This is a genomic window from Nocardioides sp. zg-DK7169 (assembly GCF_013155365.1).
Classification (GTDB): Bacteria; Actinomycetota; Actinomycetes; order Propionibacteriales; family Nocardioidaceae; genus Nocardioides.
In genome coordinates, this window is the sequence record NZ_JABJRA010000004.1 from 83,155 (window position 1) to 109,750 (window position 26,596).

General features: G+C 71.6%; 36 protein-coding genes and 1 other RNA gene. 17 read left to right on the forward strand and 20 right to left on the reverse strand.

Features of this window, described 5'->3' with window-relative positions:
- Positions 1-61: 61 nt before the first annotated feature.
- Positions 62-715 carry a GntR family transcriptional regulator gene (locus HOQ23_RS07365; protein ID WP_172213347.1) on the forward strand — a complete coding sequence of 218 codons (654 nt, stop codon included), beginning with the start codon at positions 62-64 and terminating at the stop codon, positions 713-715.
- 23 nt (positions 716-738) lie between these two features.
- Here the strand turns inward: HOQ23_RS07365 and HOQ23_RS07370 are convergent, their stop codons facing one another.
- Together HOQ23_RS07370 and HOQ23_RS07375 are read right to left on the reverse strand one after the other, a co-directional pair.
- Positions 739-1,146 carry a hypothetical protein gene (locus tag HOQ23_RS07370; RefSeq protein ID WP_172213349.1) on the reverse strand — a complete coding sequence of 136 codons (408 nt, stop codon included), beginning with the start codon at positions 1,144-1,146 and terminating at the stop codon, positions 739-741.
- A 169-nt stretch (positions 1,147-1,315) separates the two neighbouring features.
- Positions 1,316-1,612 carry a hypothetical protein gene (locus HOQ23_RS07375; protein ID WP_216653889.1) on the reverse strand — a complete coding sequence of 99 codons (297 nt, stop codon included), beginning with the start codon at positions 1,610-1,612 and terminating at the stop codon, positions 1,316-1,318.
- Positions 1,613-2,228: 616 nt separating this feature from the next.
- On the opposite strand from HOQ23_RS07375, the gene HOQ23_RS21480 reads away from it, so the two are divergent.
- The 5 genes from HOQ23_RS21480 (at position 2,229) to HOQ23_RS07400 (ending at position 4,466) form a co-directional block, all read left to right on the forward strand.
- Positions 2,229-2,921: a LuxR C-terminal-related transcriptional regulator gene (locus tag HOQ23_RS21480; RefSeq protein WP_367650418.1), complete on the forward strand. Its 693-nt coding sequence runs from the start codon at positions 2,229-2,231 to the stop codon at positions 2,919-2,921.
- An 81-nt stretch (positions 2,922-3,002) separates the two neighbouring features.
- Positions 3,003-3,431 (forward strand): MarR family winged helix-turn-helix transcriptional regulator, encoded by a 429-nt coding sequence (locus tag HOQ23_RS07385; protein ID WP_216653890.1) that lies wholly within the window; start codon positions 3,003-3,005, stop codon positions 3,429-3,431.
- Between the two features lie 20 nt (positions 3,432-3,451).
- Positions 3,452-3,871: a hypothetical protein gene (locus tag HOQ23_RS07390; RefSeq protein ID WP_172213351.1), complete on the forward strand. Its 420-nt coding sequence runs from the start codon at positions 3,452-3,454 to the stop codon at positions 3,869-3,871.
- Positions 3,868-4,134, forward strand: coding sequence for a hypothetical protein (locus HOQ23_RS07395; protein WP_172213353.1), 267 nt, complete (start codon positions 3,868-3,870; stop codon positions 4,132-4,134). Before HOQ23_RS07390 ends, HOQ23_RS07395 begins: the two co-directional genes overlap by 4 nt.
- Positions 4,131-4,466 carry a rhodanese-like domain-containing protein gene (locus HOQ23_RS07400; protein ID WP_172213355.1) on the forward strand — a complete coding sequence of 112 codons (336 nt, stop codon included), beginning with the start codon at positions 4,131-4,133 and terminating at the stop codon, positions 4,464-4,466. The genes HOQ23_RS07395 and HOQ23_RS07400 overlap by 4 nt, the downstream gene beginning before the upstream one ends.
- 206 nt (positions 4,467-4,672) lie before the next feature.
- Here HOQ23_RS07400 and HOQ23_RS07405 read toward each other — a convergent pair whose 3' ends face one another.
- Positions 4,673-4,837 (reverse strand): DNA-binding protein, encoded by a 165-nt coding sequence (locus tag HOQ23_RS07405; RefSeq protein ID WP_172213357.1) that lies wholly within the window; start codon positions 4,835-4,837, stop codon positions 4,673-4,675.
- Positions 4,838-4,996: 159 nt separating this feature from the next.
- Here HOQ23_RS07405 and HOQ23_RS07410 point away from each other — a divergent pair, with 159 nt between their 5' ends.
- The 3 genes from HOQ23_RS07410 to HOQ23_RS07420 all read left to right on the forward strand — a co-directional run bounded on the left by HOQ23_RS07410 (position 4,997) and on the right by HOQ23_RS07420 (position 5,954).
- Positions 4,997-5,275, forward strand: coding sequence for a hypothetical protein (locus HOQ23_RS07410; protein ID WP_172213359.1), 279 nt, complete (start codon positions 4,997-4,999; stop codon positions 5,273-5,275).
- The gene (locus HOQ23_RS07415) at positions 5,272-5,568 is read left to right on the forward strand and encodes a hypothetical protein (RefSeq protein ID WP_172213361.1); all 297 of its coding nucleotides are present in this window, start codon (positions 5,272-5,274) and stop codon (positions 5,566-5,568) included. The genes HOQ23_RS07410 and HOQ23_RS07415 overlap by 4 nt, the downstream gene beginning before the upstream one ends.
- A gap of 155 nt (positions 5,569-5,723) precedes the next feature.
- Positions 5,724-5,954, forward strand: coding sequence for a hypothetical protein (locus HOQ23_RS07420; protein WP_172213363.1), 231 nt, complete (start codon positions 5,724-5,726; stop codon positions 5,952-5,954).
- A 254-nt stretch (positions 5,955-6,208) separates the two neighbouring features.
- Here the strand turns inward: HOQ23_RS07420 and HOQ23_RS07425 are convergent, their stop codons facing one another.
- From HOQ23_RS07425 to HOQ23_RS07470, 10 genes are all read right to left on the reverse strand, one after another.
- Positions 6,209-6,724: a hypothetical protein gene (locus HOQ23_RS07425; protein WP_172213365.1), complete on the reverse strand. Its 516-nt coding sequence runs from the start codon at positions 6,722-6,724 to the stop codon at positions 6,209-6,211.
- An 85-nt stretch (positions 6,725-6,809) separates the two neighbouring features.
- The gene (locus HOQ23_RS07430) at positions 6,810-10,064 is read right to left on the reverse strand and encodes a hypothetical protein (RefSeq protein ID WP_172213230.1); all 3,255 of its coding nucleotides are present in this window, start codon (positions 10,062-10,064) and stop codon (positions 6,810-6,812) included.
- Positions 10,064-10,342 (reverse strand): hypothetical protein, encoded by a 279-nt coding sequence (locus tag HOQ23_RS07435; RefSeq protein ID WP_172213367.1) that lies wholly within the window; start codon positions 10,340-10,342, stop codon positions 10,064-10,066. The genes HOQ23_RS07430 and HOQ23_RS07435 overlap by 1 nt, the downstream gene beginning before the upstream one ends.
- 46 nt (positions 10,343-10,388) lie before the next feature.
- Positions 10,389-10,808, reverse strand: coding sequence for a hypothetical protein (locus HOQ23_RS07440; protein WP_172213369.1), 420 nt, complete (start codon positions 10,806-10,808; stop codon positions 10,389-10,391).
- Positions 10,805-11,182 (reverse strand): hypothetical protein, encoded by a 378-nt coding sequence (locus HOQ23_RS07445; RefSeq protein ID WP_216653891.1) that lies wholly within the window; start codon positions 11,180-11,182, stop codon positions 10,805-10,807. Before HOQ23_RS07445 ends, HOQ23_RS07440 begins: the two co-directional genes overlap by 4 nt.
- A 195-nt stretch (positions 11,183-11,377) precedes the next feature.
- Positions 11,378-12,328 (reverse strand): hypothetical protein, encoded by a 951-nt coding sequence (locus tag HOQ23_RS07450; protein WP_172213371.1) that lies wholly within the window; start codon positions 12,326-12,328, stop codon positions 11,378-11,380.
- Between the two features lie 210 nt (positions 12,329-12,538).
- The gene (locus HOQ23_RS07455) at positions 12,539-12,718 is read right to left on the reverse strand and encodes a hypothetical protein (RefSeq protein WP_172213373.1); all 180 of its coding nucleotides are present in this window, start codon (positions 12,716-12,718) and stop codon (positions 12,539-12,541) included.
- Positions 12,718-13,047, reverse strand: coding sequence for a hypothetical protein (locus HOQ23_RS07460; protein WP_172213375.1), 330 nt, complete (start codon positions 13,045-13,047; stop codon positions 12,718-12,720). The genes HOQ23_RS07455 and HOQ23_RS07460 overlap by 1 nt, the downstream gene beginning before the upstream one ends.
- Positions 13,047-13,745 carry a hypothetical protein gene (locus HOQ23_RS07465; RefSeq protein WP_172213377.1) on the reverse strand — a complete coding sequence of 233 codons (699 nt, stop codon included), beginning with the start codon at positions 13,743-13,745 and terminating at the stop codon, positions 13,047-13,049. Before HOQ23_RS07465 ends, HOQ23_RS07460 begins: the two co-directional genes overlap by 1 nt.
- A 45-nt stretch (positions 13,746-13,790) precedes the next feature.
- A complete protein-coding gene (locus HOQ23_RS07470) occupies positions 13,791-13,991 on the reverse strand; it encodes an AlpA family transcriptional regulator (RefSeq protein ID WP_172213378.1) in 201 nt (66 codons plus the stop codon).
- 96 nt (positions 13,992-14,087) lie between these two features.
- Between HOQ23_RS07470 and HOQ23_RS07475 the strand changes: the two genes are divergently transcribed.
- A complete protein-coding gene (locus tag HOQ23_RS07475; RefSeq protein WP_172213380.1) occupies positions 14,088-14,582 on the forward strand; it encodes a hypothetical protein in 495 nt (164 codons plus the stop codon).
- Complete coding sequence (locus HOQ23_RS07480) at positions 14,579-15,700, forward strand: site-specific integrase (RefSeq protein WP_172213382.1); 1,122 nt, start codon at positions 14,579-14,581, stop codon at positions 15,698-15,700. Before HOQ23_RS07475 ends, HOQ23_RS07480 begins: the two co-directional genes overlap by 4 nt.
- A gap of 30 nt (positions 15,701-15,730) precedes the next feature.
- Here HOQ23_RS07480 and rnpB read toward each other — a convergent pair.
- An RNA gene (gene rnpB / locus HOQ23_RS07485) (RNase P RNA component class A) lies at positions 15,731-16,141 on the reverse strand.
- A 52-nt stretch (positions 16,142-16,193) separates the two neighbouring features.
- Here rnpB and HOQ23_RS07490 point away from each other — a divergent pair.
- Entirely contained in the window at positions 16,194-16,637 is a 444-nt protein-coding gene (locus tag HOQ23_RS07490; protein ID WP_216653892.1) for a tetratricopeptide repeat protein, read from the forward strand.
- Positions 16,638-16,652: 15 nt separating this feature from the next.
- On the opposite strand, the gene HOQ23_RS07495 is transcribed toward HOQ23_RS07490, so the two are convergent.
- The gene (locus HOQ23_RS07495) at positions 16,653-17,216 is read right to left on the reverse strand and encodes a hypothetical protein (protein WP_172213384.1); all 564 of its coding nucleotides are present in this window, start codon (positions 17,214-17,216) and stop codon (positions 16,653-16,655) included.
- A 147-nt stretch (positions 17,217-17,363) separates the two neighbouring features.
- A complete protein-coding gene (gene map / locus HOQ23_RS07500) occupies positions 17,364-18,212 on the reverse strand; it encodes a type I methionyl aminopeptidase (RefSeq protein WP_172213386.1) in 849 nt (282 codons plus the stop codon).
- 24 nt (positions 18,213-18,236) lie between these two features.
- Between map and HOQ23_RS07505 the strand changes: the two genes are divergently transcribed.
- Positions 18,237-18,440, forward strand: coding sequence for a hypothetical protein (locus HOQ23_RS07505; RefSeq protein ID WP_172213388.1), 204 nt, complete (start codon positions 18,237-18,239; stop codon positions 18,438-18,440).
- A gap of 3 nt (positions 18,441-18,443) precedes the next feature.
- Complete coding sequence (locus HOQ23_RS07510; protein ID WP_172213390.1) at positions 18,444-18,716, forward strand: hypothetical protein; 273 nt, start codon at positions 18,444-18,446, stop codon at positions 18,714-18,716.
- A 25-nt stretch (positions 18,717-18,741) separates the two neighbouring features.
- On the opposite strand, the gene HOQ23_RS07515 is transcribed toward HOQ23_RS07510, so the two are convergent.
- The 4 genes from HOQ23_RS07515 to HOQ23_RS07530 all read right to left on the reverse strand — a co-directional run bounded on the left by HOQ23_RS07515 (position 18,742) and on the right by HOQ23_RS07530 (position 21,924).
- Positions 18,742-19,155 (reverse strand): VOC family protein, encoded by a 414-nt coding sequence (locus HOQ23_RS07515; RefSeq protein WP_172213392.1) that lies wholly within the window; start codon positions 19,153-19,155, stop codon positions 18,742-18,744.
- Positions 19,156-19,160: 5 nt separating this feature from the next.
- A complete protein-coding gene (locus HOQ23_RS07520) occupies positions 19,161-20,342 on the reverse strand; it encodes a PQQ-dependent sugar dehydrogenase (RefSeq protein ID WP_172213394.1) in 1,182 nt (393 codons plus the stop codon).
- A 113-nt stretch (positions 20,343-20,455) separates the two neighbouring features.
- Positions 20,456-21,310 carry a 3-methyl-2-oxobutanoate hydroxymethyltransferase gene (gene panB, locus HOQ23_RS07525; protein ID WP_301539724.1) on the reverse strand — a complete coding sequence of 285 codons (855 nt, stop codon included), beginning with the start codon at positions 21,308-21,310 and terminating at the stop codon, positions 20,456-20,458.
- A gap of 101 nt (positions 21,311-21,411) precedes the next feature.
- A complete protein-coding gene (locus HOQ23_RS07530) occupies positions 21,412-21,924 on the reverse strand; it encodes a VOC family protein (RefSeq protein ID WP_172213398.1) in 513 nt (170 codons plus the stop codon).
- 116 nt (positions 21,925-22,040) lie between these two features.
- Here HOQ23_RS07530 and HOQ23_RS07535 point away from each other — a divergent pair, with 116 nt between their 5' ends.
- From HOQ23_RS07535 to glnA, 3 genes are all read left to right on the forward strand, one after another.
- Positions 22,041-22,799, forward strand: a complete 759-nt coding sequence (locus HOQ23_RS07535; protein WP_172213400.1) for a methyltransferase domain-containing protein — start codon at positions 22,041-22,043, stop codon at positions 22,797-22,799.
- An 82-nt stretch (positions 22,800-22,881) separates the two neighbouring features.
- The gene (locus HOQ23_RS21485; RefSeq protein ID WP_367650419.1) at positions 22,882-25,104 is read left to right on the forward strand and encodes an NAD(+) synthase; all 2,223 of its coding nucleotides are present in this window, start codon (positions 22,882-22,884) and stop codon (positions 25,102-25,104) included.
- 151 nt (positions 25,105-25,255) lie between these two features.
- Positions 25,256-26,593, forward strand: a complete 1,338-nt coding sequence (gene glnA / locus HOQ23_RS07545) for a type I glutamate--ammonia ligase (protein ID WP_172213402.1) — start codon at positions 25,256-25,258, stop codon at positions 26,591-26,593.
- Positions 26,594-26,596: the final 3 nt, after the last annotated feature.

Genomic DNA, 26,596 nt, shown 5'->3' on the forward strand with positions numbered 1-26,596 from the left:
TTCCGCCCGGTGCCGGCGGACCCGTCGGCGGACCTGTCGGTGGTGGGGGAGAGGAGGGGACGTGGCCAGCGCACGTGACACCGTCTACGCCGCCCTGCGGGCGCGGCTGCTGGACGGCGAGTACGCCCGCGACGTCTCACTGATCCCGCAGGCGCTGAGCGAGGAGTTCCAGGTCTCGCGCACCCCGGTCCGCGAGGCGCTCGCCCTGCTCGAGCAGGACGGCCTGCTGGTCTCCACCTCGCGCGGGTTCACCGTGCGCCTGCGCTCCGACGAGGAGATGCTGGAGATCTTCGAGGTCCGCGGGATCCTGGAGTCCAGCGCGGCGTACGCGGCCGCCACCCGGCGCAGCCCGATGGACCTGGCCCGGCTCCAGGAGCTCGCGCACCGCGCTCGCCGCGAGCCCGACCCCGCGGTCCAGCGCCGGCTCTTCAACCTCTTCCACGACTGCGTCCGCGACGCCGCCCACAACACGACGATCTCCACGCTGGTGAACACGCTGAGCGCGCAGATCAAGCTGGCGGCCCCGTGGAAGACCGACGAGTCCGACGAGGGCCTCGCCCGGTCGATGGCGGAGCACGACGCGATCCTCGCCGCGATCGTCGCCGGCGACGGCGAGGAGGCGCGCGCCCGGATGCTCGAGCACCTCGCCCACGACCGCGACAACCGGATCAGCCAGCTCGTCGCCAAGCTCGCCGAGCAGCCCGAGCTGGGCTGAATCGCCCCGGGCGTCGCGGCTGATCAGCAGGTGTCGTCGAGGGCGTCGTCGAGGTCGTCCACGGCATCGTCGAGCGCCTCGTTGGCCGATGCCACGTCGGCCAGGGTCGAGGGGTTCGGCGTTGCCCGCGCGGCGTCGAGGCTGGTCGACAGGTCCGCAGCGGCCTGCTCGACGGCGTCGATCTCGGCGGAGTGCTCGTCCGCCGCCTCGGCGCGGATCTGTTCCACGTCGGTCCGCACGTCGCCGGCCTCGGCCTCCAGCTTCGTGAGCGTGTCCTGGTCGAGGTCCCCGTCGGTGACGTCGATGATCGACGCGTCCAGGGAGTCGAGCGTCGCGCAGACCTCGGAGGAGTCGTCATCGCCGCACGCGGTCGTCGCCGTCAGCAGGAGGGTCGCCACGCAGACGAGCCCGAGCAGTGGTCTGGGTGTCATGCCACCAGAGTCCTCCCCGGGGATGCCCGCGGCCCTCACCCGGACGGTGTGATTCGCGGACCACTTCGTGGGTCGAGCGTGCCGAAACCAGGGGGGGTGGAGCTCGCTCAGGCGCGAGAGCGCCCCCGCCTCCGGACGGAGACGGGGGCGCTCGGCCGCTGCGCGATGGTCAGGCGTGGCTGTTGGTGCCCGCGTGGTCCGCGCGGTCGTCGAAGTAGTCGCGGCTCCCGGACTTGGCGAGCCCGCGGCTGATCATGTAGCCGATGGTCAGCAGCGTGACGTAGAACCAGGCCTCCTGGGCGCCGAAGTCGCCGGCGTCCACGACCGCCGCGGCGATCAGCACGCCGATGACGGTGGCGACGTACGCGATGAGCTCGGTCGTCTTGTAGGAGGACTTGGTCTCGGTGCTGATGCGACGCGCCCCTGTGGCGTCGGTGCTGACGGTGCGGTGAGCGGTGGTGCTCATGTGGGTGCTCCTTTTGTCGCCGGGCACCGGCGGTCCCATGTTGGTGCCGCCGGGTCCCCGGCCGGTAGGGGACTCCGCCTCCTGGCTCGGAGCGTGTCGCGAGCCGTGAGCGGCAACCCCAAGTGACCACCCGCTCCGGGCGACACTCCCGCCCGTGCGGGTGAGTCAGGAGGTTGCGGCTGCCGCACGCATCGAGGCGACGAACGTCAGCCCGATCGCGGTGACGGTGAGGATGGCGCACAGGGTGAAGGACCTCCAGGCGGTCGGTGCCACCCAGGACGGGACGAGGTCGTGTGGCTGCCCGTCCCACCATGCGCTGCGAGGACTGGCGAGTCGGGTTGAACGACTATGTCCGTGCCGTGGGCGCGCAGGTGCTGCACAGGCCGGTCGCCCAGGTCTTCGCGCACCGCCGGTCACACCGCGCCGTGAAGGACCTCAGCGGGACCCGGGAGGACACCTGCTGATCGCCGGCCGCGAAGGCGATCCGACGGCGGCGACTGCTTTGACCCCGAGGCGTGGTGTCCGCGTGCGACCTGCGAAACAGCCGGCGCGGCCGAAGGGGAGTCCCACTGCCGACAGGGCCCCGCTGGGCGACGGCTGGGTTAGGGTTTGGCTCGTGACTCACGACCCAAAGCGCCCGTTACGCCTCGCGATCGTCGACGACTATGCGGTGGTGGTGGCGGGGGTCGCGGCGTTCTTGGCAGACGAGCGGATCGACGTGGTCGAGACCGGCGCGTCGACGCCAGTTGTCTCGGACGTCGACGTAGTTCTGTACGACACGTTCGCCCAGGTGCAGGGCACCGGAGTCGACCTCGAGGACTTCGTACGCGACAGCGACGCCTATGTGGTGGTCTACAGCTGGAACCTCGATCACAAGCTGATCCAGGAGGCGATCGATGCGGGCGCACGGGGCTACCTGTCCAAGGTGCTGACCGGGCCCCAGATCGTGGCAGCCTTGGAGCGGGTCGTCCGCGGCGAGATCGTCATCCTCCCCGGCGACGAGGAGTCGAGCGTCGAGGGCGACGGCGACTGGCCCGGCCGCTCGGCCGGGCTGTCACCGCGCGAAGCGGAGGTCATCGCGCTGATCACTCAGGGGCTGAGTAACCAAGAGATCGCCGCGAGGGTGTTCCTGAGCATCAACACGGTGAAGACCTACATCCGTACGGCGTACCAGAAGATCGGGGTCACCCGGCGTCCGCAGGCGGTTCTGTGGGGCATGCAGAACGGGTTCCAGCCCGACACGCTGCGTACCATCGACTCCGAGCTCGTGCTGCGCACCAGTCGCCGCTTCCGGGGACCTGGGCGCTAGCGAATCCGCAGGACGTGACACCCGGGTTGACTACCCGACTCTCCTAGGTCCTCCCCGGGTCTCGCAACTAGCCTTCCGTTCATGTCCGACCTGCCTGGATCGCCGCCGTTCAGCCCGACCGTCATGCTCCTGACCGTCGCCCGGGTCTGGGACGCGGCGTACGCCGAGGCGCTCAAGCCGTTGGGCCTGACCACCCGCAAGTACGGACTGCTGGGTCATGTCCGCGGGACTCCGGGGATCTCGTTCAGCGAGCTGGCCCGGCGCTCGCGGATCACCGTGCAGAGTGCGCACACCGCCGTCGCGGCCTTCGTCACCGCCGGGCTCGTGGACGACGGGACGGCGCACGCCGGGTCTGCCTCGACCCTGCGGGTGACGGCCGCAGGGGAGGAGCTGCTGGCCCGCGCCGCTGAGGTGGTGTCCCGGCTGGACGAGGAGTTCGCGGGGCGGCACCCGGGGCTGACCGAGGCGCTGGCGGCCGAGTGGCGTGGCGTCGTCGACGAACGAGGCTAACCTTCAGTTAACCTGAAGGTATGGAGTCCCTCTTGTTGTCCGTCCATGTCCTGGCGGGCATCCTCTTCGTCGGCCCGGTCGCCGTCACCTGCAGCCTCTTCCCGCGCTACGCCGGCGCCGCCCCGGATGTCGCTGGCCTGCTGCACCGCGTCACCCGTGCGTACGGCGGGTGGGCGCTCGCCGTACCCCTGGTCGGCCTGGCCCTGGCCGCCGTGCAGGGGCGGACGACGGAGGTCTGGGTGGTCGTCGCGATGGTGCTCACCGCGATCGCGGGCGGTCTGCTGGCCCTGCAGATCGTGCCGCGTCAACGCGACGCGCTTCAGGGCGACGGCGCCGCCACCGGGCTCCGGACGCTCGGGATCCAGGCGGGCGTCTTCAACCTGCTGTGGAGTCTGGTGGTGGTCCTGATGATCACCCGCCCCGGATCGAGCAACGGGTGAGCCCGCTGCTGCGCGCGCTCGCCGTGCTCTCCGTGCTGGAGCTGGTCACCGTGGCCGTGCTGCTGGGCAACCTCGCCACCGTCCACGACGACGCGGTCACCAGCGTCCTGGGTCCCGCCCACGGGGCGACGTACCTGGCCGTCGCGACGACCGCGCTGCTGGGCCGTGGCCTGGCCGGGCGCACCCGGGCCGGAGCGCTGGTGCCCGCGATCGGCGGGCTGCTGACGCTGCTGAACGTACGCCGCGAGGCGGCCCACGGATGAGCCTGCGCCACTACCTGCACCGGCCGCCGGCGATCTCCGCTGCCGACGCGGTCCGCCTGGTCGCCGAGGGTGCGCTGGTCGTCGACGTACGCCGCGACTTCGAGTGGCGCCGCGCGCACATTCCCGGTGCCGTGCACGTTCCCCTCGACGAGCTGCCGCAGCGCTGCCTGGAGCTGCCCGAGGACCGGCTGCTGATCACCTTCTGCACCGGCGGGATCCGCTCGGCCGGGGCCGCGAACCTGCTGGTCGAGAACGGCTTCGACGCGGTCAACATGAGCCGCGGGCTGATCGACTGGCGCGCCGCGGGCGGCCCACTCAGCGCCGGGTCCTGATCCGGCGGGGTACCGGACGGTGCGACTGCTCGCGCTACAGGTCGGCGGGCGGGTGCGGACGGGCTGGCCTGTAGGCCGGGTTCTGTCCCCGTCTGATGGTCGTCAGTGACTGCTTATGGCTACTTGTGCTCTGACCTGCGGAAACGTCCATGCTCGGTCATTGCTATTTGCGGCTATTGGTGGCGCTCCTGCGGACTCTGTGCGGACTAGAGTCGGCCGGTCTTGCGCGCCCAGGACTCGATATCCGCCCTCTCCCAGATCGGTCCTGCCGCGAGGCGAGCGATGGGCTCGGGGAAGGTCGCCGTGGCGGCGAGCTGGCTGACGCGCTGGGAGGAGACGCTGAGCAGCTTGGCGATCTCTGCGACGCCCATGAGGTGATCCGACATACCGGGAAACACTAGGGCTTGACGTTCGTAAGGTCTAGGGGCACAGTGACCCTCGCCCTTACAAACGTCAAGGGCGACCCTCGGACCGGCTGGCGGGCCGGCCCGAGGGCCTAGGAACCACGTGCAACGGAGGCACGCAGAACCATGAGCACATCATCCACCACTCCCCACGACACCGTCCCCCCGTGCCCTGCCTGGTGCGTGCAGGAGTCCGGTCACAACCCGGAGGAAGTCGCGGAGGGCCGTCACGTTCACCGGGGGCCGTCGTTCGGCGACGTCACGGTCTACGGGAACGAGAACCTCGCGGACGGTAGCATCGAGTTCGACGCCATGGTCGACGCTGACGATTTCGTGGTCGATCGTTTGCGGCGGCTCGCCGCGGATGCTCTCACCGCCGCGGACTGGATCGAGGCGGTCCGTTGAGCACGCGCTGCCCGGCCTGGTGCGCCTACCACGCCGACGACGACCGGTTCGTGCCCGCTGACCCGCGCCTCGACCCTGCCCTGACCTACCACCGCGGCTGGAGCACGCTGGTGGGGCACGACGGCGAGGGGCGGGAGGTCTCGGCCGGTCTGCAGCGTGTTGACGACCCGGGCGCCGGCGTGGTCGGTGAGGAGGTCCTGCAGCTGTTGGACGGGGACACTGGTTGGGTCCGGGAGGACCTGCCGGCGGACTTCCTCGCGGAGCTCGTTGTGGCGCAGCTGAGGACGCGATAGCCAGAGGCTGTGTCGCGAGGGCCCCACCGTGGTGGTGGGGCTCTCGTTGCGTCTGGGCGGCCTCCCCGCAGGCAGGTGGCGCTCGACGAGGCGCCCGGGATCTGTTCGGATGGACGAATGATCCCCGTGATGACGACGGCCGCGTGGTGTAGACGATGAGCGCGGTGCTCAAGGTCGTCCTGGCCCGGCAGGTAGCGCCCGTGCAGCGCGTTGCGCTCACGCTCGAGGAAGCCGGCAACGCTGTCGGGCTCTCAGGCGACACGATGAGACAACAGGTGCTCGCCGGTCGCCTGCGGGCAAAGCGGAGCAAGGCGGCTGGGCGGGGACGGGTCCTGGTCAGCCCGGAGGCCCTGCGGGCGTGGTTCGACGCTCTCCCCGACGCGTGAAGAAGCGCAGCGTCGCGCCGGTAGCTCGCGTGGCCTTCACCCTGGACGAGGCCTCTGCAGTGGCACGGGTCGCCCCGCAGGTCCTGAAGGCGATGATCTTCCACGGCTTCCTCCGCGCCAAGCGCACTGGACAGCCGAGTTCGCGCCCTGGCCGCCTCTCATCGGGGAACGGCCGCTACCTGATCGGCGTGCGGGACCTAGCCGACTGGATGGCAGTCAGACCCGACAAGGGTGTAGGCGCGCCCCCGCAGTAGTCAGCAGGGCATCGCCGCCAAGATCACGGAGGTGACAGCCTGCGCAGCGTCTCGTTGCTTTCGCGTCTCGGGCGGGTAGCCGGTCAGCGGAAGGCGGAGCTGGGTGCCGTCGGCGAAGGTGATCACGTCGCGGGAGAACCAGTCGAGTTCGTCGGAGCCGTTGCCGCGCTCGCGCGGGTGGGAGTCCCGGATCTCGACCAGGGTGACTGCACTGACGCGCCGCGCCCATGCTGCGGCGGTGTCTGGTCTCTGGTCTCGAGTTGTTGCGGACCACTGGCCGGCGTACTCGCCTGTCTTGGTGGCCTGGGCGTAGAGCACGCGGGTGGGGGTCACCCAGACCGCGCGCCAGGTCGCCATCCGGGCGTTGTGGTCGAGGTCGACGTGGACGTGTGCGGCAAGAACTTCCTCGGTGCCGGCGAGGCGGGTGAGAGGTTCTTCGATCGCTCGAGGTGCGACGAGGTCGGTCAGGCTGTCGAGGAGTCGCTGGGGGGCTACTTGCTCCGTGCTGGATGTCATGGCAGGACGGTAGCGAGTGGCCTCCCCACCCCGCCGGCGGTGCCGTCCCGTCTGGCACGACAAGCAGCACCGCCGGGGGTGAGATTCAGCGGTCTCGCCGCCGGTTCCTCTTGCCCTTGGTCCCGGCCCCGTTGACGCCCTTGGTGACGTCGTCGGCGTTCTTCTCGGAGGCCTTCTTGTTGTTCCGGTCCGCCTTGCGGACGTCCTTGCGCAGCGCACGGACCTCGCGCTCGATGCCGTTCACGGACTTGTCGAGGCCTCGGATCGAGGATCCGTAGCGGGCGTCACCTCCGACCGCGCCGGCGCGCTGCAGCACCCGCTCGCGGACCTGGACGCGCTGGGTGAACCCGGCCAGCTCCGCGCGTGTCATCTCGGAGTAGGCCGCCATGCGGTCGATGTCTCCGGTGCCGATGACCTCGACCAGCGCCTGGCCCTTGAGGCCCTTGCGGCGCAGCTCGCGCGTGAGCCGGACGAAGGCGCGGCCCTCCCGGATGTCGGCGTCCGCGACCGACGACGCGCTCTGGGCGCCGCCGCTCCAGGCGTTCCCGCTCTGCTCCCACAGGTCGGAGCGCAGACCGGTGCTGATGCCGGAGGCGAGCTCGTCCCTGCGGGAGACCAGGGCGTCGCGCTTCTTGGTCTCCTTGTCGAGCACCTTCTCGGACTTCTCCAGCGCCCGCTGTAGCTCCTTGAGGCCGCGGGCGGACTCGTGGAGCCAGTCGACCAGGCCGGCGCCCTCGAGGTCGCGGTACGTCATGGAGGCGGCCGTCCCGACGCTGCGGCCCACGACGCCGCCGCCGGCGAACCCGGGGAGGTGGCCGTAGCGGGTACGGAGGAAGTCCCAGTCGCGGCGAACGTCCTCCTGAGGGATGACGACCTCACCGCGGTGCACGACGCCGGCGGGCTCGTACTTGCCGCCGGGGCCCGTGTAACCACCGGTGGAGTAGGAGCCCTTGCCCCGGCGGGGGGTGCCGCCGGAGACGAAGTCGACACCGGTGCTGTCGGTGCGCACGGTGTGGATGCGGATCGTCTTGTCGCCGATCTGGAAGTTGCGCAGCTCGTAGAGCTTGCCCATCGCCTCGCGGGTCTGGGCATCGACGATGATGACGCGCTTGGGCGGGATCTCCATCAGGCGATCGGCCAGCTCGCGGGCCTTCTTGATGGGCATGCCCATCGCGACCGCGGTGTCGATGAAGTTCTTCCGGGCTGCCTGCATCGCTCCGGCGGCGTTCTTCGCCCCCTTGCCCTGCGCGTTCCACGCCTCGGCGAGCGCGTAGAGCGAGCGCAGGTTGGCCTGGCCGGCGCGGGTGTTCTCGTTGACGGTGCGCCCGTTCTCCTTGAGCGCGTCACGGGCGTCGAGGATCGAGGCCTTGTAGTTCAGCTGAGCGTTGACGTTGCGCAGCCGCTCGGCGCGCAGGGCCCGCATGGAGGCGATGAGCTGGCCCCGGATGGTGTCGGCCTCTTCCTGCGCCGCCGCGGCAGCGGCGAGCAGCGCCGCCTCCTGCTGCTCCGCGGACAGGTTCGTGAACTTCATCGACTCCGCAAGCTCGCGCTGCGCGGCGGCGGCCTTCTGCTGCGCCTCGTAGGCCTCTTCGATGTCGGACTTGCCGAAGACTCCCTCGACGAAGTTCTTCGCGCCCGCGACGGCGTCGCCAGGGTTCGAGATCTGCCAGAGCGGGTTCCAGCCCTCCTCGCCGAACCGGTCGAGTTGGTTCCACAGCTCGCCGTACTTCTCGGTCGCCACGTCGAGCTCAGAGGTCACCCGCGTGAGGTCGGACCTGGTCGGGTTCGCCGATTCGAGGGACTTGTTCACCCGGTCGAGGGCGTCCCACAGGTCGTCGTTCGCCGCGGCGAAGTCCATCGTGAGACCGACACCGGCACCGATCGCCGCACCCCACGGGCCGGCGAGGGTGCCCATCAGCGCGAGGGAGGCGGTGTTCGCCAGCCCGATGTTGTCCGCGGCGCCACTGGTCAGTAGCGCCATGCCGGCGACCGCGGCACCCGCGGGCGCCGCCTCGCGGGCGAACCCGCGCACCGCCGAGCGTGCCTCAAGGGTCTTCGTGCTCGCGAACTGCGCGGACTGTCCGACCTTCGCGAACGCGGTGCCGACCTGCGCCACGCTCGGCAGGCTCGCCTTGATGTCTCGCGCGTGCCCGCCGATCAGGCCGGTGAGCCCGCCGGCGCCCGGGGCTGCCATGCGCGCCTGCAGGGCGCCCGTGGTCGCCAGGAGTCGGTTGTAGGCGGCCAGCGCGGCCATGCCAGCGAAGATCGGCGTGCCGATGTCCGACTTGGCGATCGCCGCGAGCACCTCGAGCATCTTGGTCAGGATCGGCAGGACCACGTCACCCACTGGGGCTGCGGCCTGGGCGATCCCGGACAGGGCATCGATGAAGGCGGCCACGAAGTCGAGCGCCTTGGGTCCGGTCTCGATCAGGTAGTCGAGGAACGCCTGGAAGGTGTCGTTGTCCTCGAGCCCGGCGGACCAGTCGGCGAAGGCCTCCGACATCTCCAGCAGGCCACCGGAGAACCGGCGGCTCGCCGGGTCGAAGGCGACCATCATGTTGGCGAGGCCGAGCCCGAAGTTGCCGAGCGTCGTCATGAACTCTGTGAGGATCGGCGCGGCGCGCTCGTCGAGGAAGTCGAAGAACGCGTCCCACTTCGGCCCGCCCAGGGACTCACCCGCGGTCGAGGCGAGGTCGCCGACCGAACCGGAGATCTCCGCGATGATCTGCCGCACCTGCGGCAGCCGGGTGAGCGACGCGTCGATGCCGTCCTCGAAGCCGGGCAGCATCCCCGCGCGGGCCGTCATCTGCAGGCTGCGCAGCGTCGGCTCGAGCTGGTCGAGGTAGCGCACGAACGACGCGGCGTCCGGGCCGAGCTTCTCCATCTCGAGGCGCATCTCCGCGAGGTTCTCCGCGGTCGGCTCCAGCTGGTAGGCGTTCAGCGCCTTGAGACCGTCCCCGAGACCCTTCAGCCCGAGGACCATGACGCCGATGCCACCCACCGCGGCGCCGACCTGGGTGGCCATCGCCGCGAGCCCCGGCACAAGGCCCGCGGCCAGTGGGAGGGTGGCGGGGCCAACGGCCGCCGCGGCGTCGAGCATCAGCCGGATGCGCCCGGTCAGCTGGTTGATCGACTGGTCGGCCTTGCGGGCGTTGCGCTCCACGCCGGGGAGGGCGTTCGCGTCGTTCAGCCCCGAGACGCCCCGGCGGGCGCGTACCGAGGACCCGTCGAGGTCGTTGAGGCCCTTGTCGAGCAGTGCCGTCGCCGCGTAGGCCCGGGCCATGCCGGAGGTGAACTGGTCGTCGAGCTCCAGTACGACGCGCTCGTGACGGGTACCCATCAGCGCCCCTCCTCGGCGTCGGCGGGGCAGAGGTGGGCGTCGATCTCGGCGAGGAGCTCCACGAGCTGGCACAGCAGCTGCACGGTCGGTGCGAAGTGGTGCGCCTCGGGGTGGCCCGCGAGCTGCGCGCGCACGAACTGGTCGGCGAGCGCAGCGACCGCGCGCACCGCATCCATGCGCTGGTCCTGGGTCATCGCGGTGAGCTGGCCGAGTAGCTCAGCGAGGGGAGTGTGGACGAGCTCGGGCAGAGCCGCGAGCTCGAGGTCAAGGGTGTTCATCGGGGGGGGGCCTCTCGGGGTAGGGGGTGTGAAGGAGCGGGCAGTCTCAGAACGACTCATCGGGTCCGCGCCGGGGCGCCTGGTCGAACAGGTCCACGGCCTCGCGGCGCAGGGCGGCCATGTCGACGCCGCCGGCCGGTGCCAGGCGGGCTGCTGCGAGTTCGGCAGAGGTGGCGTAGCCGGCCACCGGGACGGCGGCGGCGGTCACAGACCACGGCGAACCGTCCCGGATGGCGCGTCGCTGGTCGCGAGGCGACGTGATCTCGTGGCGCTGCAACCACCAGCTGCGCACCGCGGCGAACCGGGCGGCGGCCGAGCGACGTGCGGACATCGCCAACGGGTCAGCGAGATGCTCCTCGGCCGTCCACACCTCGACGCAGCGGCCGATGCGCAGGCTGGGCGGCACCTGGCCGGCAGCCGCGGCCGGCAACGCGCGCGGCGCCCGTGCACGCCGCCGCGCGCTCACTCGCTTGCCCCGGGGTCGAGGATCCGCCAACCCATCGAGACCATCGCCTTCGGAGTCAGGCCCAGGGACTCGGCCGCGTGCCGCGCCTCCTGGGCGACCCATGCCGAGGCGCGGTCCTCGAAGATCATCGACTCGTAGATCACGAGCGTGGCCACCGTCCCGCGCGCGGAGTCGTCCCACTGCGTCGCCTGAGGCGACTTCCACAGCTCGCGCCAGCGTGCGCGCTGGTGGGTGGTCCACTCCCGGCCCTTGGGCATCGAGGGCACCGGCAGGTCGCAACCGGCGGCTGGGAGGTCGATCAGGGCCTGTTTTGCCCCGATGGTGCCCCGATGCGCGCGGGAATTGGGCTTGCTGGGGTCACGCTTCGCGGGCATCGGCACCACCTCCCTGAGCGTGCGGGCGGGGTAGGCACAGGGCCGCCCCGGCCCCCGATTGAGGTTGATTGGTTGCCGCACCCCTCAGAGCCCTCCCCCACGGTCCCCTAAATCGAACAGGCGTTCGGGGGTACCCCCACCCCTTTCGAGCGGTGCTCGGCGGGCTGTGCGGGCACTCGGCGGCCGCGGACGCACTCATCGAGATGACCTACGCCCGTTCCTGGCGCCGGCATCGAGGAAGGCGGCGGTACCCGGGTCCCAGGTGCCCATCTGCGGCTCCGTCGGGCCGTCGAGGGCCGCGGCCGCGGCGGCTTCCTTCTCGGCTGCCAGCGTCGACTGGAGACGCTCGTAGGCGGCGTACATGTCCTCCGGGTCGGGCAACCACAGGTCCTCGCGGCTGACCACGGCGCGCACGGCCTTGCGCGCTGGCATGCCCTTGCCAGGCAGACCGCCGGGGCCCGGCGCGGAGACCTCGTGCAGCCCGGTCTCGAAGAAGTCCTGCCACCGGTACCCGACCCGGAAGTCGCTGTCACCGGGGATGCGCAGCGAGCTGGAAGCCAGCGCGTCTCGCTGACCGTTGCGGATCAGCCGGTACTCCCGGGTCTGGTGGGCGATGGTGACCAGGGCCTTCTGCTGCTTGGAAGTGGCCTGGGCGACGACCAGCGGGTCGGGCGCGTGGATGTCGAGGTCGCCGGCGTCGGCGTAGGCCTGGCGCAGGATGCCCGCCACCTCATCGAGTCGAGCACGCAGCCCGGCGAAGATCTCGGGTAGGGCGTTCGTGATCGCCTGAGGCAGGTGGTCCTCCGCGGATTCCTGTGCCCGCTGGAGGATCCGGGCGGCGATGTCGCGGCGGTCGTGCTCGAGGCTGGTGTCGACGGCGGCGGAGAGAGCCTCCTCGAGCTCCCCGCCGTTCCTCAGCGCAGCGAGCAGCTGCTGAGCCTCACCGCCCCGCGCCGGGGCGCTGGCGTACAGGTTCTGCAGGGCGGTCTCGAGCGTCTCGCGGGCGTTCAGCGCGGCGCGGAGCTGCTCGGGGATGACGGGGTACCGGCCGGCGCGGATGCTGGCGCGGAACGCTGCGGAGGGGAACGCCGCGTGCGCCGGGTCTCCGCCGGTGTCGTAGTCGTGGGTGGCGGGTGTCTTAGCCATGGGTGGTGCCTTCCTGGGATCGGGTGGTGGGTCGCACGCCGGTGGCGGCCTGCATCTGCGCGAGCGCCTCGGCGACCGCCGCGTCCAGCGCGGGCGACGCCGTGGCCGGGGGCTGTCCGGCCGCTCGTGGCCCCCGGACGCCGGTGGCAGCCCGCATCTGGGCGAGGGCTACCGCGGTAGCGGCGGGCGTGGCGGGAGTCGACTGGGTCATCAGGGCCTGCCCATCTCGGTCGAGACCGCGACGTACTGGCCCGGGCGATCGAGAACGCGCCACGAGCACAGCCCGCGGACCACGAGGTCGCGCGCGAGGCGTTCGAAGGTGGGCTGCCCGACGGACTCGGTCGTCCGGTAGTGCTTCGGGGCCTTGGTGCGGCGGTTGCGGCGCGGCATCAGCGGGCCACCTCCGTGGTGGTGATCATCGGGACGTGTCCTCCGTGGGTGGGTGTGTGGTTGCAGCCGTCGCAGCACGGGCCGCGGCGGATGGTCGTGAGGTTGTGGCAGGCCTGGTACGGCGCGGAGCAGATGCGACAAGAGACGTGCGCGAGCCATGGGCGGCAACGCCGGCACGGCACCGGCCGCCCTTCGTCGTCCTCGCCCAGCCAGCCGCCCCGGCACGTCTCAGCGTGCTCGCGCTGGGCGGCCGCCTCAGCCTCGAGGCGGGCGGCTTCGGCCTCGCGGTGCTCGCGTGCGTCGCTGGAGTCGAGCGGGATGGTCGCCATCAGCTGGCGGCCCGCTCGCTGATGCCGGCCGCGGCCAGGTGCCAGGCGTGGCCGGTGGGCTTACCGCACAGATCGCACCGCTGGGCACCGATGCCGGACTCGAAGGAGTGAATATAGGGATCGATCTGCTCTGTCGGCTCCGGGTCGGGCGCGACACCTAGAGGTACAAGCGGCGGCGGGGTCGTGTGTTCTGGGAGTAAGTCCTCCGTTGCTCCTAGGTCCTTCCTAGGGCCCCCTGTTTCCGGGGGGCTCGACCCACGGTTTGTGGGGGGCTGCTGCACCCCTGTTTCGGTGGGGCTCAGCCCCACTACTTCGGTAGGGCTGCTGCCCCCCTGTTCCAGTGGGGCTGAACCCAGGGCGCTGACGGTGAGCTTGTAGACCTGGCGATCGCCATGGCGAGGGTGCTCCACCAGCCGCTCGAAGACGCCCTCGCGCGCTAGCTGGCTGACCGCACGGCGGACGTACTCCTGCAGCTGGTCGCGCCTCGCAGTGACGCCAGGGTCGCTCTTGTCCTCGAGCGGGACCTCGTGCCCGAGCGCGCGCGCCAAGGGCTCCCAGCCGCCGAAGTAGAGCCGGGCCGGCTTCCCATCCACCGGGCGATCGAGCGCGGTCTGTGCCATCGCCATCAGCACCTTGTACGCGTTGCCCGGGAGTCGGCCGTGTCTGTGGACGACGATCTTCATCAGCTCAATGCCCATGCCACACCTCCCGCCGCGACGATGGCTGCCGTGCCGACGCGGCCATCAGGCGGCGGGCGTCCCGTCAGCGGCAGCGAACTGCTGGTCGATCCACGCCTCGACGTCCTGACGCCGGTAGACCACCCGCCGGCCGAGCTTGGCCGACTTTGGACCTGTTCTGGTGTTTGCGCGCCAGTAGCGCAGCGTGTTCAGCGGGATGCCGGTCAGCTCCGACACCTCCTCGATCCGCATCAGATCGGTCGCCATGAGGACCCCTTGAGTTCTAGTGGTTTTCGACTAGGAGAGACTGTACCCCCTCGGACGTGGTGGATCGTCATTAGAATTCCTAGTAGCGTGTCGCGCATGGATGACCAGAGCATCGGCCGCAATCTCCAGCGCCTCCGGGGCGCCATGAGCCAGCAAGTCCTCGCCGACGAGATGCGCGCGCGCGGCTTCAAGTGGTCTCAGGCCACCGTCTGGGCTGCAGAGAAGGGTGAGCGTCCCCTGCGCGTTACCGAGGCCAGTGCGCTCGTGGACATCCTGGGCGGTGGGTACGTCTATGGGCTCGGCCAGCTCGTAGCTCCAGACACGGAAGCCGAGCTGCTGGCTCAGATGCGCGCCGTCAAGGCGGCGTACAAGAGGCTCTCGGAGCAGGCCCACGAGTTCTTCGAAGCGCAGGCCGGCATCGAGGCCGCGTTGGACGACGCAGATCGGCACGACGACGCGATCTCGAGTCGGCTTCGCGATGACGCGAAGGACTGGCTGGGTAAGGAGCCTGCCGACGCCGTCCGGGAGGCCACCGAGGTGTGGAGGCGGGACTTCGACCCGCGTCGTGCCGGCGGGGCCTCCGAGTCATGAGCGGCAGCGTCAAGAAGCGCGACAACGGCAAGTGGCGGGCCCGGTATCGCGACGCCGGCGGCCGCGAGCACGCCCGGCACTTCGCGCGAAAGGTGGACGCGCAGCGGTGGCTTGACGAGGTGACCACGTCGGTCGTCACGGGGCAGTACGTCGACCCCAAGGCCGGTTCGGTGACCTTCAAGGCCTACGCCGAGCAGTGGCGGCTCGCCCAGGTCCACCGCCCGAGCAGCCAGGCGCACGTAGAGACGATGCTCCGACGGCACGCCTACCCGACGCTGGGGGAGCGGCCGCTGTCGTCGATTCTGCCGAGCGAGATCCAGGCGTGGGTGAAGCGGCTGAGCGTCGGAGGTGCCGATCGGAAGCCACTGGCGCCGTCGACGGTGAGCGTCGTGCACTCGATCGTGTCGTCGGTGATGAAGGCTGCGGTGAAGGACAGGCGGCTCGTGGCGAACCCGTGCGAGGGCACGCGGCTGCCGAAGACGGCGAAGCGGAAGGTGGTGCCTCCGACGACCGAGCAGGTCGAACAGCTGCGCGCAGCGCTGCCCGATCGGCTCCGCGCGCTGGTCATCTTCTCGGCTGGCACCGGGATGCGACCGGCCGAGGTTCGTGGCCTCACGCTCGACCGGCTGAACATGCTCCGGCGCGAGGTTGTCGTCGACCGGCAATTGGTCTCGGTCGTGAAGGGTCAGCCCGTGTTCGGTCCGCCGAAGACCGCGGCGAGCGAACGGACCATCCCGCTCCCGCAGGCGGTGGTCGATGCTGTCGCCGCGCATCTCGCGGCGTACCCGGCGAACGCAGACGGGCTCGTGTTCACGCTCGAGGGAGGGGAGCCGATCAGTCGGCAGGCGATGGGCCACTTGTGGCGCCCGCTCGCCGCGGCGGTGGGTCTGCCCGACCGGTCGGGGCCGCACGCGCTGAGGCACTACTACGCCTCGCTGCTGATTCGGTACGGCGAGAGCGTGAAGACCGTCCAGGCTCGGCTCGGGCACGCCTCGGCGGCCGAGACGCTGGACACCTACTCCCACCTTTGGCCGGACTCCGACGACAGGACCCGCGAGGCGATCGACTCGGTTCTTGGCGCTCCTGCGGACTCCTCGCGGACCGCCGCGGACAGCTGATCGAGTTTTCGCAGGTCAGAGGGGGTGTTGCGGACGGGCTGGCCTGTAGGCCGGGTTCTGTCCCCGGGGCCCTTGCGGGCGTCCGGGTGGCGACCATCCATCTACGACTGCCGTTGCCGACAGCCTCCAGCGATCTACCCGCGTGCTCGGGCGGGCCGCCCTCGAACGCACGCGCACCGCGGTGCGAAACCGCGGCTTCTTGACCTTGCTCCGGGTGGGGTTTACCTAGCCGGCCCGGTCGCCCGAGCCGCTGGTGGTCTCTTGCACCACCGTTTCACCCTTACCTCCCGGCCCGGTTGCCCGAGCCTGGAGGCGGTCTGTTCTCTGTGGCACTGTCCCGCGGGTCACCCCGGGTGGGCGTTACCCACCACCCTGCCCTGTGGAGCCCGGACCTTCCTCGACGCACTCCGAGGAGTACGGCGCGGTCGCCCGGCCAGCCCATCCGCGGGCACAGCCTCTCACATCCACGATCACACCCGTCTAGGTTGGTCGCATGGACGAGTCCTTCGAGGAGCTCCAGGCCCCGCCGGTGGTGTTTCCGGGCCAGCGCGGCCACGAGGCGGCGTACAGCACCGCCCACGACCTGCTGTCACGCCGCGCGCCGGTGGAGGCCCTCGAGGTGATCGAGCCGGCCTTGGCCGAGGAGCCCACCAACACCGGGCTGCGTTCGCTGCGGGCGTGGGCCTTCCTGATCCGCGCCCAGCTCGGGCGTGCCGAGGAGGAGCTGAAGGGCCTGGTCGCCGACAACCCCGACGACGACTGGGCGCGCCACGCGCTCGGGCGGGCGCTGGAGCGTCAGTCGCGCTTCGCCGAGGCGCTGCCGCACCTGCGCCTGGCGGCCGCGATGAGCGGGGACCCCGAGCACGAGACCGCGGTGCTGCGCGTCGAGCGCCGCCTCGCCGAGATCGGCGAGCGCTCCTACGACGACCTGGACTGAGCGCGGCGCCCGTGCTCAGCCGCGGGCGACCCAGCCCGTGACGCCCACGTCGGAGCCGTCGGCGGCCCCGGGGGCGTAGTCGGCGTCACGGCCGCCCTTCTCGGTGAGCACCGCGAAGCGGAGTGCGCCGTAGTCGCCGTCGTGCAGGCAGCGCGAGGGCAGCGCCAGCCGGGCCACGGTCTCCCGCCAGCGCACCCGGATGTCGGAGCAGGTCGGGCCGGCGACGCCACCGCCCTCGGGGTCGGGGTCGGTGAAGGCGCCCGGCAGCACCGAGGAGCGCACGAAGCCGTCGCGCGTGCGCTCGGCGACCAAGCGGATCCCGGTGTCCTTGCGGGGGCCGACACTGACGACCAGCTCACCGGACGCCTCGCGTGCGAACTCCACCCGCGCCACGATGCGGCGGTCCAAGTTGCGGAAGGTGACGCGGGTGATGTCGAGCTTCTTCTTCGCCGTGTCGCCGGCCGGGTCGACCACGACCAGCTGGGCGGCGTGGGCGCTCGGCGCTGCGGCGATGCCGAGCCCGGCGGTCGTGATCGTGGTGAGCAGTACGCCGGCCAGTGCCGTCCCCCGTGTCTTCATGGCCGGACCCTCCCACGGTGGGCGGCCTGGGCGGAGGGTGGCGCGCGGCGCGTCGTACGACGTCTTCGCAGGCGGTGTTGACGCTTCCGCAACCGCAGGACGCGTGTGAAGCGACGATAACCCCGCGTTACAGGTAGCCGCGGGCGCTCACACCTCCGTGAGCACCTCGGCGCCCTCGGGGGTGACCAGCAGGGTGTGCTCGAACTGGGCGCTGCGGCGGCGGTCCTGGGTGACGACCGTCCAGCCGTCGTCCCACATCTCCCACTCGTGGCTGCCGAGGTTGAGCATCGGCTCGATGGTGAAGGTCATGCCGACCTCGATCAGGTCGTCATAGCCGGACTCGTCGTAGTGGGGGACGATCAGGCCGGAGTGGAACGAGGTGCCGATGCCGTGCCCGGTGAACTCGCGGACCACGCCGTAGCCGAACCGCTTGGCGTAGGACTCGATCACCCGGCCGATGACGTCGATGCGCCGACCCGGACGCACGGCGTTGATGCCGCGGCGCAGCGCCTCGCGGGTGCGCTCGACGAGCAGCCGGCTCTCCTCGTCGACGTCGCCGGCGAGGAAGGTGGCGTTGGTGTCGCCGTGCACGCCGTCGAGGAACGCGGTGATGTCGATGTTGACGATGTCGCCGTCCTCGATCACCCGGCTGTCCGGGATCCCGTGGCACACCACCTCGTTGACGCTGGCGCACAGCGACTTCGGGAACCCGCGGTAGCCGAGCGTGGAGGGGTAGGCGCCGTGGTCGCAGAGGAACTCGTGGCCGATCCGGTCCAGCTCGTCGGTGGTGACGCCCGGGCGCACGTGGGAGCCGACCAGCTCGCGGGCCTGCGCGGCCAGGCGGCCCGCGCGGCGCATCCGCTCGATGGTGTCGGCGTCCTTGACCTCGCTGCCGGTGTACGCCGCGGGGGCGGGCTGGTCGACGTACTCGGGCCGCGGGATGTGGGCGGGGACGGGACGGCGGGGAGAGATGGTCGCAGGAGCCACAGGAGTCACGGACGGTGAGTGTAGGTTCTGGCCATGAGCGACGGTGAGTTCTGGTTCTGCCTCAAGCACCGCACGGTCGAGGGACGTGACGGGTGCCGCAACGCCGACCGGCTGGGCCCCTACACCTCGGCCGCCGAGGCCTCGCAGGCCCTCCAGCGCGTCGAGGAGCGCAACGAGTCCTGGGACAACGACCCCGAGTGGAACGACGACGCCGGGCCGGACACCGACGAGACCTGACCCATGGCCCCGCCCGCCTCGCGCGCGGTCTCCCCGTGGCCGTTCGTGGGGATGTCCGGGATGGCCGCCGCCTTCTTCCTCTACGCCGCCAGCGGCCTGGTCGCCCCGTGGTGGGGAGTCGTGCTCCTGCTCGCGGTGTGGCTGGCGCTCTTCGTCACCGCCTGCCGCTGGTGGACCGCACGCCCCCGCGGCGTCGTGGTGCTGGCGGTCGCGGCGATCGTGCTCTGGTACGTCCTGGTGCTCGCCGGTGACGTGCTGCTGGACTGGAACGGCTGACGCGCGTCGCACCAGGCCGATCCGCTCAGGCGACGAACAGGCAGAACGGGTGCCCGGCCGGGTCGGCGAGCACGTAGAGCGGTTCCTCTGGGTCGTCGGTGCGGTCCAGGAGCAGCCGCGCGCCCAGCTCCTCGGCCCGCGCCCGGTGCTGCTCCAGCCGGGGGAGGTCGGGGACGGTCAGGTCCAGGTGCAGCTGCATCGGTACGTCGTGGCTCGGCCAGGTCGTCGGCTCCAGGCGCGGCACCGCCTGGAAGGCCAGCCGGCGTGCGCCCGCGTCGTCGACGAGCACCAGCCAGTCCGCGTCGTCCGGTGTGCCGTCGGACGGGGGCTCGTCGCCGGGGCGGTAGCGCAGTCCGAGCAGCTCGCGGTAGAACTCCGCGAGCCCGCGGACGTCGGTGGTGTCGAGCACCGTGTGCAGTAGATGCGGGTACTCCTCCATGGTCCTCAGCGCGGGGAGACCCGCAGCACCTTGTCGTTGCCGCCGTTGGAGGTGGTGATCAGCAGCGAGCCGCCCGGCGCGACGCTCACCGAGCGCAGCCGGCCGTAGCGGCGCAGCGCGTCGGGCACCCGGGTCCGCACCACCTTGCCGCGGCGGTCGAGCTGGAGGAAGACGACCCGCTGGCCGGCCAGCGCGGCCACGGCCAGGTTGCCGCCGTAGGCGCCCCAGCCGCGCTCGGGCACGAACGCAGCGCCGCTGGTGGCGATCGTCGAGGGCCCCGAGCGCCAGCGGGCCGCGCGCTGGCGGCCGGGCAGCGACTGGTCGGTCATCGGCACCGACTGGTTGTAGCCGGGCACCGGGTTCCAGCCGTAGTCGCCGCCCCGGATGAGCCGGTTCACCTCGTCGTCGCGGTAGCTGCCGTGCTCGACCGACCACAGGGTGCCGTCGCGGCGCTGGGCGAGGCCCTGGACGTTGCGGTGGCCGTAGGTGAACACGTAGCGCTTGGCCTTCTTCCTGGCCTTCGCCCACGGGTTGCCCGGCCACGGAGCCCCGGTGGTGCGCACCAGGCGCAGCGTCTTGCCGCCGTAGGAGGAGAGGTTGCGCGGGTTGGTACCGACGGTGGCGTCCCCGGTGCCGAAGAGCAGCGAGCCGTCGCGCAGCACCAGCAGCCGGCAGCCGCCGTGGCGGCCATCGCGCGCCGCGGGGAGCCCGGACAGCAGGGTGCGCACGCGTACGGCGCGCCGGGCACCGGGGCCCAGGCGCCAGGCGACCACCTGCACCTGCGGCGAGCCGCCCGCGCCCCGCGCGCCCTGGCAGGTGTAGAAGCGCCGGTTGTCGGCGAAGCGCGGGTCGCCCTCCAGCGACATCAGGCCGGTCTCGCCGGACCGCCACACCTGCCGGCTCGGGAAGCGGACCTGCCGCTTGGCGCCGTCGCGCACCAGCCACAGCCGTGCGCTGTTGCGCTCGGTGACCAGCAGCCGCCCGCCGCCGATCGGCTGGACGTGCCAGGGGATGTCCAGGCCGCCGACGACGGTGCGCACCCGCAGCGCGGGCGCGGCCCGGGACGCGGGCGCCTCCGCTCGCGCGCCTGCTCCTGCGGCAGCGCCCGGGTCGGGTGCCGCCGAGGCGGCGGGGGAGAGGAACCCGAGGGCGAGCAGAGCGGTCGCGGCCACCGAGAGCGTGCGCATGCCCGCCGGTAACCACGACGCCCCGGTTCAGGCGGCGCGTCCGGCCCGCACCCCTGCGCGAGTAGGCGCTCGTGGTGCGACCAGCCGGCGGGCGCGCCGCCCGGGGGCCTGGCTCAGAAGGTGTGCTCGGGACCGGGGAAGGTGCCCGCGCGCACGTCGTCGGCGTAGGCCCGGGCGCCGTCGAGCAGGGTGGTGCGCAGGTCGGCGTACTGCTTGACGAAGCGGGGCATCTTGCCGGTGCGCAGCCCGAAGGCGTCCTGCCACACCAGCACCTGGCCGTCGCACTGGTTGCCGGCACCGATGCCGATGGTGGGGATCGAGAGCTCGCGGGTGACCTCCGCGGCGACGTCGCCGGGGACCATCTCCATCACCACGGCGAATGCGCCCGCGGCCTCGACCGCGCGGGCGTCGGCCAGGATGCGGCGCGCGGTCTCGCCGCGGCCCTGCACCCGGTAGCCGCCGAGGGTGTGCTCGCTCTGCGGGGTGAAGCCGATGTGCGCCATCACCGGGATGCCGCCCTGGGTCATGCGGGTGATGACCGGCGCCATCTCCTCGCCGCCCTCGAGCTTGACGCAGTGCGCGCCACCCTCCTTCATGAACCGCACGGCGGTCAGGTAGCCCTGCTCCGGGGAGGCCTGGTAGGAGCCGAACGGGAGGTCGCCGACCACCAGCGCGCGCCGCGCGGAGCGGGAGACCGCGCGGGTCAGCGGGATCAGCTCGTCGACCGTGACCGGCAGCGAGGTCTCGTTGCCGAAGACGTTGTTGGAGGCGCTGTCGCCGACCAGCAGCACCTCGATCCCGGCCTCGTCGAAGACCTGGGCGGTGTACTGGTCGTAGGCGGTGAGCATCGCGAAGCGCTCGCCGCGCTCCTTGAGCTCGCGCAGGTGGTGGGTGCGGATCCGCCGGCGGGGGGTGGCGGCAGGGGTCGCTGCGGCACCGCCGCCGTACGGCGAGGTCTCTTCGCTCATCGTCGAGCTCCGTTCCTGTGGCATCTCGAGGCTCCCTGCTGGAGTCCCCGGACGGACCTCAGGCTAGACCGGGGTGCCCGCGGCGATCACCGTGAGGGCCCTCACGTCCGTGAGGCGGCGTCTGCGGCCGCCTCGAGGTCGGCCACGACGATCCGGCGCATCCCGAGCATGGCCTCCTGTGCCGCGTGCGCCCGGGTCGGGTCCGGGTCGCGCAGCAGCTCGTAGAGGCGACGCGGGATGACCTGCCACGAGACACCGAAGCGGTCCTTGAGCCACCCGCACATCGACTCCTCCCCGCCGTCGCCGAGCCGGTCCCAGTAGTGGTCGGTCTCGGCCTGGTCGGCGCAGTCGATCTGGAAGGAGACCGCCTCGCTGAAGCGGAACTGCGGGCCGCCGTTGATGCCGCGGAACATCACCCCGCCGAGGGTGAAGTCGGCCGCGAGCACCTGTCCGGTGCCGCCGTCGGGGTCCGGCCGGCGCAGGACGTCGCCGACCGAGGACCCCGGGAAGACCGAGGTGTAGAAGTCCATCGCGGCCTCGAGGCCGTCGTCGAACCACAGGCAGGGACTGATCACGACGGTCGTCGGGAGCGAGCCGGGAACGGGTTCGGACATGGTTCCTCCAGGAGGGTGGTGCGCCGGGGTGCGCACGGAGTCAGACTGCTGGGGCAGTGCCGATTCATCGGGCGAGCTCCTCGCCCGCCCCAGGTGCCGAGTCCCGGGAGTCAGGTGTGTCCTTCGACGTGTCCGCGGAGGCCTACGACCAGTTCATGGGCCGTTACTCCGAACCGCTGGCCCCTCTCTTCCTCGCCGCCAGCGGCGTCGAGCCGGGCCAACGGGTGCTCGACGTCGGGTGTGGCCCCGGCGCGCTGACCGCTCGCCTGGTGGAGCGTCTCGGGCCCGGCTGCGTGGCGGCCGTGGACCCGGTGCCGGCCTTCGTGGAGGCCGCCCGCGCCCGCTGCCCGGGTGCGGTCGTACGCCTCGGTGACGCGCAGCGGCTGCCCTTCGACGACGCGTCGTACGACGTGGTGCTGGCGCAGCTGGTGGTGCAGTTCCTGCCCGACCCGGTGGAGGGGCTGCGGGAGATGGCCCGCGTGGCCGGTCCCGGGGGCGAGGTGGCGGCCTGCGTGTGGGACCACGCGGGGGAGGGTGGCCCGCTCTCGCCGTTCTGGGGTGCGGTGCGGGCGCTGGAGCCCGACGTGCTCGGGGAGGCGGCCCTGCCGGGCACCGGCGAGCACGACCTGGCCCGTCTGGCGAAGGAGGCCGGCCTGACGGTCACGGGGGCCGAACGGCTGACGGTGCGGGTGTGCCACGAGACCTTCGACGACTGGTGGGAGCCCTACACGCTGGGCGTCGGCCCGGCCGGGGCGCACGTCGCGAGCTGCCGCGGCGACTCCGCCGAGCGGCTGCGCGAGGAGTGCCGTCGTCGGCTGCCAGAGGCGCCGTTCGAGGTGCAGGCCTCGGCCTGGTCGGTCCGCGCCCGCGCCTAGCCCGCGTCCCGCCCGCCCGTGGCGGCGGTCCAACCCCGGCAGGGTGGAGGCGCGCACCGGCCCGGAGTGCCAAACTCACCGCGTGGACTTCTACTCCGCCTACGCCCACGGCTTCGCGCGCGTCGCCGCCGTCACCATGCCGGTGCGGGTCGCCGATCCGGCGACCAACCTCGCCACCGTGCTGGAGCAGGCCCGGGCCTGCCACGACGACAGCGTGGCGGTGGCGGTGTTCCCCGAGCTGTGCCTGTCCGGCTACGCCCTGGACGACCTGTTCCTCCAGGACCCGCTGCTCGACGCCGTGCTCGCCTCGATCGAGGTGCTCGTCAGCGCCTCGGTCGACCTGTCCCCGGTGCTGGTGGTCGGTGCCCCGCTGGTCTACGGCAACCGGGTCCTCAACACCGCCGTGGTGGTGCACCGCGGCCGGGTCCTCGGGGTGGCGCCGAAGTCCTACCTCCCGACGTACCGCGAGTTCTACGAGCGCCGCTGGTTCGCCCCCGGCGACGACGTGTCCGGGACCGTCGTCCTGGCCGGCCAGGAGGTGCCGATCGGGCCGGACCTGCTCTTCGACGCGATCGACGTGCCCGGCCTGGTCCTGCACGCCGAGGTGTGCGAGGACATGTGGGTGCCGGTGCCCCCGAGCGCCGAGGCCGCGCTCGCCGGCGCCACCGTGCTGGCCAACCTCTCCGGCAGCCCGATCACCGTGGGCCGCGCGGAGGACCGGCGGCTGCTGGTGCGCTCGGCGTCCTCGCGCTGCCTCGCCGCCTACGTGTACGCCGCGGCCGGCCAGGGCGAGTCGACCACCGACCTGTCCTGGGACGGTCAGACGATGGTCTACGAGCACGGCGAGCTGCTGGATGAGACCGAGCGGTTCCCCGACGGCCCCCGGCGCACCGTCGTCGACGTCGACCTGGACCGGATCCGCCTGGAGCGGCTGCGCACCGGCACCTTCGACGACAACCGTCGCGGCCTGGAGGCGCGCTTCGCCCGCACCGGGGCCATAGCGGGCGACGGCTTCTCCCGCACGTCCACTGGAGTGGGCAACGGCTCGGCCCGCTCCCTCTCGGGGGTCGGCGACGGGCTGGCCCGGCCCGCGGCCCCGGCCGCGGCCGCCGAGGGCGACGCGCGCCGCCGCGCGTCGGCGTCGGTCGGCCTGCGGACCTCGCGGGTGGGCCGCTTCCGCCGCGTCGAGTTCGAGCTCGAGCCGCCGGCCGGCGACGTGGGCCTGCGGCGCCGGGTGCACCGCTTCCCGTTCGTGCCCGCGGACCCCGAGCGGCTCGCCCAGGACTGCTACGAGGCCTACAACATCCAGGTCTCCGGGCTCGAGCAGCGGCTGCGCGCGATCGGGAACCCCAAGATCGTGATCGGGGTGTCCGGCGGCCTGGACTCCACCCACGCCCTGATCGTGGCCGCGAACGCCATGGACCGCCTCGGCCGCCCGCGCAGCGACATCCTCGCCTTCACCCTGCCCGGATTCGCGACCAGCGAGACGACCAAGAACAACGCCGTGCGGCTGATGGAGGCGCTCGGCACCACCCACGAGACCATCGACATCACCCCCGCCGCGCGCCAGATGCTCGCCGACATGGGCCACCCGTTCGCCCGCGGCGAGGAGGTCTACGACGTCACCTTCGAGAACGTCCAGGCCGGGCTGCGCACCGACTACCTGTTCCGTCTCGCCAACCAGCGCGGCGGGATCGTGCTCGGCACCGGCGACCTCTCCGAGCTCGCACTGGGCTGGTGCACCTACGGCGTCGGCGACCAGATGTCGCACTACAACGTCAACGCCGGCGTCCCGAAGACCCTCATCCAGCACCTGATCCGCTGGGTCATCGGTCACGACCAGCTCGAGGGCGAGACCGTCGCGGTGCTCCAGGAGATCCTGGACCAGGAGATCTCACCCGAGCTCGTGCCGAGCCGCGAGGACGAGCGCCCGCAGAGCACCGAGGACACGGTCGGGCCCTACGCGCTGCAGGACTTCACCCTCTTCCACGTGCTGCGCTACGGCATGCGCCCCAGCCGGGTCGCCTTCCTGGCCTGGCACGCCTGGCACGAGGCGGAGGCGGGGCAGTGGCCGCCGGGGTTCCCGGAGGACAAGCGGGTCGCCTACGACCTCGGGGAGGTACGCCGCTGGCTGGAGGTCTTCGTGCGCCGCTTCTTCGCCAGCCAGTTCAAGCGTTCGGCGCTGCCCAACGGGCCGAAGGTGAGTGCCGGCGGGACGATGTCACCGCGCGGCGACTGGCGGATGCCCTCCGACGCCAGCCCAGCCGCCTGGCTGGCGGACCTGGAGTCGGTGCCGGAGTCCTGAGCGTCCGCAGCGGCTCGGAAACCCTGCCGCAACGGGGTCGAAATCTGTCTGAAACATGCATGGTCGGGGCGTGGCGCACCTCACGCCGGGAGGCCCGGGCTCGCAGGCGGGTGCCTTCGCCGCTGTCCGCGCACGTGGATAGGGTGCGCTCATGAGCAAGCAGGAAGACTTCGTTCTCCGCGCTCTTGAGGAGCGAGACGTCCGGTTCGTCCGGCTGTGGTTCACCGACGTGCTCGGGTTCCTCAAGTCGGTCGCGGTCGCGCCGGCCGAGCTGGAGGGTGCCTTCTCGGAGGGCATCGGCTTCGACGGCTCGGCCATCGAGGGCTTCGCGCGCGTGCACGAGGCCGACATGCTGGCCAAGCCGGACCCCACGACGTTCCAGATCCTCCCGTGGCGCGGCGACTCGCCCAGCACCGCGCGGATGTTCTGCGACATCGAGATGCCCGACGGCTCCCCGTCGTACGCCGACCCGCGGCACGTGCTGAAGCGCACCCTGGGCCGGGCCGCCGACAAGGGCTTCACCTTCTACACCCACCCCGAGATCGAGTTCTACCTCTTCAAGGACACCCCGGTGCCGGGCGCCGAGCCCGAGCCGGTCGACCGCAGCGGCTACTTCGACCACACCGCGCAGTCGATGGGGGCGGACTTCCGCCGCGAGGCGATCCACATGCTCGAGTCGATGGGCATCTCGGTGGAGTTCAGCCACCACGAGGCCGGCCCCGGCCAGCAGGAGATCGACCTGCGCTACGCCGACGCGCTCAGCACGGCCGACAACATCATGACCTTCCGCACCGTCATCCGTGAGGTCGCGCTCAACCAGGGCATCTGGGCCTCCTTCATGCCCAAGCCGTTCACCACCCACCCGGGCTCGGGCATGCACACCCACGTGTCGCTCTTCGAGGGCGACCAGAACGCCTTCTACGAGGCGGGCGCGGAGTACCAGCTCTCCCAGACCGGGCGCCAGTTCATCGCCGGCGTGCTGCGCCACGCCAGCGAGATCAGCGTGGTCACCAACCAGTGGGTCAACAGCTACAAGCGGATGATGACCGGCGGTGAGGCCCCGTCCTACATCTGCTGGGGTCACAACAACCGCTCGGCGATGATCCGGGTGCCGATGTACAAGCCGGAGAAGGGCCAGTCGACCCGCATCGAGCTGCGCACCATCGACGCCGCCTGCAACCCCTACCTCGCGTTCGCGGTGACCCTCGCCGCCGGCATGAAGGGGATCGAGGGCGGCTACGAGCTGCCGCGCGAGGCCGAGGACGACGTCTGGGCGCTGACCGAGCGCGAGCGCAAGGCGCTGGGGATCCAGCCGCTGCCGCGCAGCCTGTCCGAGGCGATCAGCGTCGCGGAGGACTCCGAGCTCCTGGCCGAGACCCTGGGCGAGCACGTCTTCGACTACTTCCTGCGCAACAAGCGCGCGGAGTGGGACGAGTACCGCGGCCAGGTCTCCGCCTTCGAGCGCGACCAGATGCTGCCGGTCCTCTGACCG